9 protein-coding genes are annotated in these 9,378 nt (G+C 71.5%); 8 read left to right on the top strand and 1 reads right to left on the bottom strand.

Annotated elements, in window-relative coordinates; genetic code table 11:
* Nucleotides 1-99 precede the first annotated feature (99 nt).
* Entirely contained in the window at nucleotides 100-348 is a 249-nt protein-coding gene (locus AB0C20_RS32605; protein WP_091403743.1) for a DUF2630 family protein, read from the bottom strand.
* 445 nt (nucleotides 349-793) lie between these two features.
* Between AB0C20_RS32605 and AB0C20_RS32600 the strand changes: the two genes are divergently transcribed.
* The 8 genes from AB0C20_RS32600 to AB0C20_RS32565 all read left to right on the top strand — a co-directional run bounded on the left by AB0C20_RS32600 (nucleotide 794) and on the right by AB0C20_RS32565 (nucleotide 9,252).
* Nucleotides 794-2,131, top strand: a complete 1,338-nt coding sequence (locus AB0C20_RS32600) for a cytochrome P450 (protein WP_357191651.1) — start codon at nucleotides 794-796, stop codon at nucleotides 2,129-2,131.
* On the top strand, nucleotides 2,128-3,045 hold the full coding sequence (locus AB0C20_RS32595) for a terpene synthase family protein (RefSeq protein WP_357191616.1): 918 nt from the start codon (nucleotides 2,128-2,130) through the stop codon (nucleotides 3,043-3,045). The genes AB0C20_RS32600 and AB0C20_RS32595 overlap by 4 nt, the downstream gene beginning before the upstream one ends.
* Entirely contained in the window at nucleotides 3,038-4,651 is a 1,614-nt protein-coding gene (locus tag AB0C20_RS32590) for a prenyltransferase/squalene oxidase repeat-containing protein (protein WP_357569440.1), read from the top strand. Before AB0C20_RS32595 ends, AB0C20_RS32590 begins: the two co-directional genes overlap by 8 nt.
* A gap of 124 nt (nucleotides 4,652-4,775) precedes the next feature.
* Nucleotides 4,776-7,334 carry a nitrate- and nitrite sensing domain-containing protein gene (locus tag AB0C20_RS32585; RefSeq protein WP_357569439.1) on the top strand — a complete coding sequence of 853 codons (2,559 nt, stop codon included), beginning with the start codon at nucleotides 4,776-4,778 and terminating at the stop codon, nucleotides 7,332-7,334.
* Nucleotides 7,335-7,424: 90 nt separating this feature from the next.
* Nucleotides 7,425-7,847 carry a roadblock/LC7 domain-containing protein gene (locus AB0C20_RS32580; RefSeq protein ID WP_203125012.1) on the top strand — a complete coding sequence of 141 codons (423 nt, stop codon included), beginning with the start codon at nucleotides 7,425-7,427 and terminating at the stop codon, nucleotides 7,845-7,847.
* Between the two features lie 5 nt (nucleotides 7,848-7,852).
* The gene (locus AB0C20_RS32575) at nucleotides 7,853-8,239 is read left to right on the top strand and encodes a DUF742 domain-containing protein (protein ID WP_030337267.1); all 387 of its coding nucleotides are present in this window, start codon (nucleotides 7,853-7,855) and stop codon (nucleotides 8,237-8,239) included.
* Complete coding sequence (locus AB0C20_RS32570) at nucleotides 8,220-8,831, top strand: ATP/GTP-binding protein (RefSeq protein WP_196924375.1); 612 nt, start codon at nucleotides 8,220-8,222, stop codon at nucleotides 8,829-8,831. Before AB0C20_RS32575 ends, AB0C20_RS32570 begins: the two co-directional genes overlap by 20 nt.
* Before the next feature lie 85 nt (nucleotides 8,832-8,916).
* A complete protein-coding gene (locus AB0C20_RS32565; protein WP_357191609.1) occupies nucleotides 8,917-9,252 on the top strand; it encodes a YciI family protein in 336 nt (111 codons plus the stop codon).
* Nucleotides 9,253-9,378: the final 126 nt, after the last annotated feature.

Below are 9,378 nucleotides of genomic sequence, written 5' to 3'. Positions count from 1 at the left end.
AGGTGCTGCGGGCCGCCGACGCCCGACTCACAGTGCTGCGCAACGCGGGCATGGCCGACGCCGGTGCGGGCGGCCACACCGCCCGACCCGCCACGTCGGCTACTGCAGGTAGCGCTCCACCTCGGGCTTGGGGCGTTCGCCCTGGGCGTCCGGGTCGCCGTGGGTCTCCCGGGCGGCCCGGCGGCGGCGCAGCAGGTCCCAGCACTGGTCGAGGGACTCCTCCAGGGCGCGCAGTCGCTCGCTGGCCTCGCCCTCGGTGCCCGACTCGTGGGCCTGGGCGTCGGCACGCAGCTTGTGTTCCTCGTCGACCAGCTCGGAGATCCGGTTCAGGATGGTCTTGTCGTCCATGTCACAGAGCCTGGCACAGGGTGCCGGGCATCGCCCGGATTCGGGGGTACCGGTGCGTCCTGGATCACCGACCCGCACCGGCCAGCCCGAGGCCGTCCGTCCGGTGCCGCCGCCGCAGCCAGGTCGGCGGCACGCGGCCGGTTAGCCCATCGCGCTGGGCCGCCGACGCGCCCGGTGCGGTGTTGTTCCTGAATATCCATTCAGGATTTCGGTCAGATGTAAACATCGACGGGTATGCGCGCGCTTAGATGGAAATTGCGCCGTCCGCAAGTCTGGAGGTGCCCCTCGTTAGGTGAGATGCTTCCGGCGGCCCAGAAGGTGAAAGTTTCATCAACCCGCCCGACCGAAGTGGACCGCCGCGGTCGCCGGGACGACGAGGAGACGTGGTTCGATGTCGCAGGTGTCCGAGGCGCGCCCCGCCACCGTCAGCACCGAGCCCCGGACAATCCCGTTACGAAGCGCTCTGCCGGCACTGGTTCGCGATCCGCTGGGCGCGCTCGTCAACTTCGCGCAGGACGCCGACGGCGAGGTCATCCGGCTCAACCTCGGCTCGTTCCGCCCCTATCTCGTCAGCCATCCTGAGCACCTGCAACGCGTCCTGCGGGACAACGTTGCCAACTACACCCGCGACGGCGACGGGTTGCTCTGGCGACCTGTGCGTCGAATCGTCGGTGACGCCATCCTGGTCGCTGAGGGTGAGATCTGGGAGTCCAGCCGAGGCGCGCTGCAACCGTTGTTCACCGCCAAGCGGGCCGAGACGCTCGTCGACAAGATGGCCGAGGCGATCAACGAGGCGGTAGACGAGTGGCTCGAACCGGCGCTCGCCGGACGCCCGATCGACGGCGGCGCCGAGCTGACCCGGATCGTCCTGCGCACCACGATGCGGGTGCTGTTCGCCGACCGGATCTCGGTCCCCGATGCCCTGCGGATCAGCGCCGCGCTGAACACCCTCACCACAGCGATGCTCCCCCGGCTGCTGATGCCCGCCGTGCCGTACGCGGTGCCGATCCCCGGCGACCGGCGCTTCCGCGACGCGGTGCGCGCCATCGACGAGGTGGTGCTGCCGATCATCCGGGAGGCCCGAGCCCATCCCACAGACGGCGACGACATCATCTCCACGCTCTGCCGGCCGCGCGCCGACGGCAGCGAACCCGACGAGTACGCGATCCGCGGCGACGTGGTCGCGATGTTCTCCACCGCCACCGAGACCACCATCGCTCTGCTCTCCTGGCTCTGGCCGGTCCTGGCGTCCCGGCCCGACGTGGCCGAGCGGATGACCGACGAGATCGAACGGGTGGTCGGCGCCGAACGGGTCGGCCGCGAGCACCTGCCCCACCTGCGCTACGGCCGGATGGTGCTCGACGAGATGCTGCGGCTCTACCCGGCCGGCTGGATGATCCCGCGCACCGCAGTGGGCGACGACGTGCTGGGCGGGGTGCGGATCAAGGCCGGCGGCACAGTGCTGGTCAGCCCGTACGTCACCCAGCGGATGTCGACGTTCTGGACCGACCCGGCGCTCTTCGACCCGGAGCGGTTCGCGCCGGAGCTGCCCCGGCGGCGCTACCGCTACTCCTACTTCCCGTTCGGCGGGGGCCCGCACCAGTGCCTCGGGCAGTACCTGTTCCTGCTGGAGGCGCAGCTCATCGTCAGCACAGTGCTGAGCCGCTACCGCTTCCGGCTGCGCGAACCCGCCGACCTCACGCCTCGGATGGGCGCCTCGCTGCAACCCAAGCAGCGGGCCGAGGTCATCCTCACCCCGGTCGAGCGTCCGGTCGCATCGTGACCGAGACCCCGCGACCGGCACGGGCCGGTCAGGACGCGGTCGCCGAGCAGGGCCGGGTGTGCGCGCTCGCCGTGCGCGGCGTACGCGACCTTCAGGGCGTCACCGCCGCCCACCCGGAGCTGTTCGACGCCGCACCGTTCGACCCGGCGCTGCTCAGCTCGGTGGCCACAGTGGTCGCCTTCATCGCACCCTGGCACACCGCCGCCGAACTGCGGATCACCACCCGTACCGTGCTCTGGGTCTTCGCGGCCGACTGGCAGGTCGACTACCTCGCCCGGTCCGTGGACGACGTCCGGCAGGTGGTGAACGACTGCCTGGCGGTGGCCGACGGCGCGGTGCCCCCACCAGGGGGACACCTGGCCCGGCTGCTGGCCGACCTGCGCGACGAACTGGCCACCGTGCCGGCGTTCGCCCGGCTGCGCCCGATCTGGCGCGACGAGCTGGCCCGGATGCTCGCCGCCGGGGCTCGGGAGTGGGACTGGAAGAACCTGCCGACCGACCCGACCACCGGGCGACGCCTGCCAGACCTGGACCACTACCTGGAGAACGCCGACAACTCTGGCAGCTCCTTCGTCAACGTCACCCACTGGATAGCCACCGGCGACGAGAAGACCCTCGCCCAGTTGACCGACCTGCTGGACGCCGGACGTGGCGTGCAGCGGGTGCTGCGGCTGGTCAACGACCTCGCCACGCAGAAGCGCGACGCCGAGTGGGGTGACCTGAACGCCCTCTCGCTGGTCGACGACCCGGCGCAGGTACACGACCGGCTGGCCGAGCTGACCGCCCGGTCTCGGGGGGACCTGGCAGCCCTCGCCGAGCGGTGCCCCCGCCAGGCGGACTACCTCAACCGGCAGATCTCCTTCACCGGCGGCTTCTACCAGCTGTCGGACTTCTGGGGGGAGCGCGATGAGTGACTGCGCCACCCGGGTGCTCGCCGACGAGGCGACCGCCGCCCCGGTCGCCGACGCCGCCCGCGAGTTGATCGCCGGCCTTGGCCGGCGGCCGTGGGGGCAGGTCGCCGCGTCGGTGTACGAGACCGGGCGGCTGGTCGCCGTCGCTCCCTGGCTGCCCGGGCACCACCAGCGGATCACGTTCCTGTTGCGCGGTCAGCGCCCGGACGGGGCGTGGGGCCCACCCGAGGGGTACGCCCTGGTACCGACACTGAGCGCCACCGACGCGCTGCTCGCGGAGCTGGCCGACGGCAGGGCCGGGGAGGAGTTGCTCGCTCCGGTGGCCCGCGGGCTCGGTGCGCTCGTCGGCACGCTGCTCCCCAACGACGCCCGGACCCTGCCGGACACCCCCGCGCTGGACCTCATCGTCCCGGCGCTTGTCGACACGATCAACGACCGGCTCGCCGGGCTGGAGCGGGCCACCGCCGCCCGACTGCCCCGCCCACCATTGCCGCTGCCCACCGGGCTCAGCCGGGACCGGCTGCGCGCGGTGCGGTCCGCGGCGGCCGCTGGAAAGCCGCTGCCACCGAAGCTGGCCCACTTCCACGAGATCCTGGACGCGGTACCCACCGACGCCGGCCCAACGCTCACCGCGGTCGGCGCCTCACCCGCCGCGACCGCGGCCTGGCTGACCGCGGCCGGCCCGGCCGCAGGCCCCACCGCGCACGCGTTCCTGCGGGCGTTGATCCGGGACGGAGGCGGCCCGGTGCCCTGCCCGGCACCGATCACCGTCTTCGAGCGGGCCTGGGTGCTGAGCGGTCTGCACCGGGCCGGGATCACGATCACACCACCGGCCTCCGTCCTGGAGAGCCTGACCGCCGCCACCGCCGGCCAGGGAATCGCCACCGGCGACGGCCTGCCGACCGACGCCGACACCACAGCGGTGTGCCTCGACGCTTTGGCCCGGCTCGGCCGTCCGGCAGACCCGGCCAGCCTGTGGGCGTACGAGACGGCTGACGGTTTCTGCACCTGGCCGGGGGAGGACGGCTTCTCGGTCACCACGAACGCCCACGTGCTGGACGCCTTCGGTCAGCGCCTGAGCCGGCACCCGGACGCGGGGGCGCGCTATCACCGGGCGGTCGACCGGCTGAGTGCGGTGCTGACCGGGCACCAGCGCGCGGACGGCGCCTGGCAGGACCGGTGGCACGCCTCGCCGTACTACGCCACCGCCTGCTGCGTGCTGGCACTGGCCGAGTTCGGGCGGGGCGCGGCCGCCGCCGAGGCGGTGGATCGGGCGGCCGGCTGGGTGTTGAACAGCCAGCGCGCGGACGGTTCGTGGGGGCGGTGGGACGGCACCGCCGAGGAGACCGCGTACGCCCTCCAGGTGCTGCTGACGGTGCCGACGACTGTGCCACGGGTCGACGACGCCGTGGCGCGTGGACACGCCTACCTGCACGAATCCGCAACCCGGGAGCACCCTCCACTGTGGTACGGCAAGGAGCTGTACTGTCCGACCGTCATCGTTCGCGCCGCGGTGCTCGCCGCCTGCCGACTGGCCGGCATCCGTGCCTCCGGTGTCGACCGATCGGTGGTGGATTGCGGTTACCAGTCAACAAAAACAGCAACTTGAGGGGTTGTGTGGACACTGCTAGCGTACGCAGAGCCTCAGCCCCGGATGCCCCGCTGTGGTGGGACGTCGCCCCCTCTGATCATTCGTTGATGAGCTGAGTCAACGCCCGGCCTGGGACGGTTCAATGCGTTCTCGCGGTACGAGTATCCGCACCAAGGTTGTTGCCCTGCTGCTCTCCCTGGTCGCGCTCTGGATGTTCGCGGCGTGGGTGACCCTGCGCGACGGCTTCAACCTGCTCGGTGTCCAGCTGATCAACAGCAAGGTCTACACGCCGAGCGAGCCGCTGTTGCAGGAGCTCCAGGTGGAGCGGCGGTTGACCCAGGCGTACCTGAGCAACCCCGAGGCCGCGCAGCGGACGGCTCTCGAGGCCGAACACCGCAAGACCGCGCAGCTGGCCGCCGACTTCGCCGACTCGGTGCGCGACTGGCAGGTCGACGTCGCCGGCAGCTCCGCACTGGACACCCAGCTCGGTATGACGATCGCCCAGGTCAACACCCTGGACCGGACCCGCGCGGAGGTGCTGGACCGCAAGATCGACCGGATCGCCGCCGCTGAGTCGTACACCGACGCGATCGAGTCGATCTTCCAGATCTACGACGTGACGGGCAGCCTGGACGACAAGCAGATCGCCGGCGAGGCCAGGGCCCTGATCCAGCTCAACCGGATGAAGGAGCTGATCTCCCAGGAGGACGCGCTGCTCAGCGGCCTCTTCGGCAACGGCCGGATGAGTGGGCCCGAGTACGTCCGTTACACCAGCCTGGTCGCCGCGGAGCGGTTCCTCGGCGAGGAGGTCCGGGTCCGCCTCGCCGACGCCGACCAGCGCCGTTACCAGCAGCTCGTCGAGGGTGAGGCGTTCACCCGACTGCGCGCCGTGCAGGACAGCATCATCCGGGAGGGCCGGCCGTCGACCCAACTGCCGGTCGGCGCCGAGCAGTGGCGGGGCACTGTCGAGCCGGCGCTGGCCGAGGTGAACGACACAGTGACCACCGGCGGCGAGGGCATCGTGGACCGGGCCACCGGCGTCGCCGTGATGGTCGTCGTCCGGCTGGTACTCGCCACCGGCCTCGGCCTGCTCGCCGTCATCGCCTCGGTCGTCGTCTCCATCACCACGGCCCGGACGCTCCTGCGCCAGCTCGAGCGGCTGCGGCAGGCCGCCTGGCAGCTCGCCGACGAGCGGCTGCCCCGCGTGGTCGAGCGGCTCGGTCGAGGCGAGGAGGTCGACGTCGCCACCGAGGCGCCCCCGCTGGAGTTCGGCACCGACGAGATCGGCCAGGTCGGCAAGGCGTTCAACGCGGTCCAGGAGACCGCCCTGCGCACCGCCGTCGAGCAGGCCGACCTGCGTCGCAACGTCCGCGAGGTCTTCCTGAGCCTGGCCCGACGCACGCAGGCGCTCGTCCACCGCCAGCTCACCCTGCTCGACGCGATGGAGCGCCGCGAGCACGACGCGGAGGAGCTGGAGGATCTGTTCCGGGTCGACCACCTGGCCACCCGGATGCGGCGCAACGCGGAAAACCTGATCGTGCTCTCCGGCTCCACCCCCGGTCGGGCCTGGCGGCGCAACGTCCCGATGGTCGACGTGGTGCGCGGCGCCGTTGCCGAGGTGGAGGACTACACCCGGGTCAACGTGCTGCCGCTCGGGCCGGTCTCGCTCGCCGGACGCGCGGTCGGCGACGTCATCCACCTGCTCGCCGAGCTGATCGAGAACGGCCTGTCGTTCTCCCCGCCACACACGACCGTCGAGGTCCGCGGTCAACTGGTCTCCAACGGGTTCGCCATCGAGATCGAGGACCGGGGCCTCGGCATGAGCGAGGAGGACCTGGCCGCTGCGAACCACCGGATCGTCGACCAGTCCGAGCTGAATCTCGCCAACGCCGCCCGCCTCGGGCTCTACGTGGTGAGCCGGCTGACCGAGCGGCACGGCGTGCGGGTACGGCTCAAGGAGTCCGCGTACGGCGGCACCACGGCTGTCGTGCTGATCCCGCTGGAGCTGGTCACCGAGGCCGACGTCTCCCCGGAGGACTCCGGGTCGTTCCGGACCGGCTCGGCCATCGCGATGCCGTCGGCGCCCGCCACGGACAGCGGCCGTCCGGCGTCCCTCGCACCGGTCGCGCTCGCCGCACCGACGACCACCCCGTCGGAGGTGGCGGTGACCTCGGCGGCGCCGATGCCGGCCGACACCACCGCGCCGACGACGGACGAGGAGGCCGAGGCGGACACCGTTCTTCCCACCCGACAGCGGACCACCCCGGCGACCGGCACCCCCGACCTGCCCACCCGCGCCCGGCGCGGGCCGGCTCAGCCAGCCTTGGAAGCCCCGACCGTGCCAACCGGCCTGCCCGCCGTCGACCGCACCCGCCCGGAGACCCCCGACGCGGAGCCGGCCCCGGCCGGCGACGGTGGCCCGGTGCCCGCCCGCGCCGATGCGGAGCGGACCGACTCCGGCCTGCCCGTCCGGGTCCGACAGGCGAACATCGTTCCCGAGTTGCGGGACGACCCGGCGGTGTCCGAAACCGACGACGAGGATGTGGTGCGCCCACCGGAGCAGGTCCGCCGGATGATGAGCTCCTACCAGACCGGCACCCGGCGTGGGCGGACCGACGCGGCTCGGCTGCTCGGCGGCGCCTCCGGCACCCCGGCGGCGACGCCGTCCGAGCCGACCGACGAGGATCCACAAGCGACCTGACCGAGCACCGACGACGCGGGTTGCCGCGCGGTGTGACGGTCGAGCCCAGACGAACAACGGCGCACAGCCGGGCGAGAAGAGGACGACGAAGTGACCCAGAAGACGGCTTCGAGCGCCGACCTGACGTGGTTGCTGGATGACCTGGTGGGCCGGGTGAAGCAGGCCGAACACGCGGTCGCGCTCTCCACCGACGGCCTCATGATGGCCTCCTCCCAGGGGTTGAGCCGGGACGACGGCGAGCACCTCGCAGCGATGGCGGCCGGCATCCAGAGCCTCGCCCGAGGCGCCGGCAAGCGTTTCGGTGGTGGGCAGGTGCAGCAGACCATCATCGAGATGCAGTCGTCGTTCCTGTTCGTCACCGCGGCCGGCCGCAACGCCTGCCTGGCGGTACTGGCCAGCGAGGACGCCGACGTCGGCCTGATCGCCTACGAGATGGCGATGCTGGTCACCCGCGTCGGCAAGTACGTCGCATCGCCGTCGCGCGGCACCGATCAGCAGGTCGGCGAGAGGTAGCGGCGATGACGGTCCAGGGGGAGTCCGCAGACCATCAGTGGGTGGATGACCACGCCGGTCCGGTGGTGCGTCCGTACGCGGTGACGCGTGGTCGGGCCCGCCCGGTCACCGGCACATTCGACCTGATCTCCCTGGTCACGGCGACCCGAGCCGAGGTCACGCCCGAGGTCGGTCTCGGTCCCGAGCATTTGGCGATCGTCGGGCTGTGCCAACGCATACAGTCCGTCGCCGAGATCGCCGCCCATCTCGACCTGCCGGTGGGCACCATCCGGGTGCTCCTCGGTGATCTGGCGGCCCGCAGCCTGGTGCAGGTCCGCGAGCCGCAGACCACGGCCGGTCTTCCCGACAACAGCATCTTCGAGGCGGTAATCAATGGACTACGGGCACTCTGACCGGCCGGCGGGAGCGACGCCACTGCCCACCGCGATCAAGATCCTGGTCGCGGGCGGCTTCGGCGTGGGCAAGACGACAATGGTTGGCGCGGTCAGCGAAACCCGGCCGTTGCGCACCGAGGAGGTGCTGACGGAGTCGGGGGTCGGCATCGACGACCTGTCCGGGGTGGAGGGCAAGACCACCACCACAGTGGCCATGGACTTCGGCCGGATCACCATCAGCGACGACCTGGTGCTGTACCTGTTCGGCACGCCGGGGCAGGACCGGTTCTGGTTCGTCTGGGACGAGCTGGCGTTGGGGGCGATCGGCGCTGTGGTGCTGGCCGACACCCGCCGGCTCGCCGACTGCTTCCCCTCGATCGACTACTTCGAGGGTCGGGGCACGCCCTTCGTCGTGGCGGTGAACTGCTTCCAGGACGCCCGGAAGTACCGGCTCGACGAGGTGCAGGCCGCGCTGAACCTGGACCCGGGTGTGCCGGTGCTGCTCTGCGACGCTCGGCAGCGTGAGTCCAGCAAGGAGGTGCTCGTCACGCTGATGGAGCACGCCATGAAGACCCGCGAGGCCCGTCGCCGCGCCGCCAGCGGAGACTGACCAAAGTTTTTCGGGGGAGGGTGTCCGGAAGGCCGCCCGCCGATCGTCATGCTGGCGACACCCCGAGAAACCAGGGAGCGACCAGATGAAGTACATGATGTTCGTTTGCAGCGACACCGAGCCGGACACCGACCCCACCGAGCTTCCCGACATCCACAAGTGGGTGGCGGAGAACGACTCTCGTGGCCGCCGCCTGACCGGCAACGTGTTCGCGTCGACCAGCGCGGCCACCACCGTCCGTGTTCGCGACGGTGAACTGCTCGTCTCCGAGGGGCCGTTCGCGGAGACCGCCGAGGTGATCGTGGGCTTCGACCTGCTCGAGTGCGCCGACCTGGACGAGGCGATCGAGGTGGCCCGCACCCATCCGATGGCCCGCGAAGGGCGACTGGAACTGCGTCCGTTCGCGGACCTGTCCGACTGACGAGGTTGTCGACCTCGCAGCGCCGGCCGGTGCGCACCCCGGCACCGGCCCCGGTGACCTCATCCGCGGCGCCCTCGACGCGGCCCGCGAACGGGACCACGTCCTGCTCATCACCGAGACGCAGGG

The sequence above is a fragment of the Micromonospora sp. NPDC048843 genome, assembly GCF_040649965.1.
Classification (GTDB): domain Bacteria; phylum Actinomycetota; class Actinomycetes; order Mycobacteriales; family Micromonosporaceae; genus Micromonospora; species Micromonospora hortensis.
This window is presented reverse-complemented; position numbering and strand designations above follow the sequence as displayed.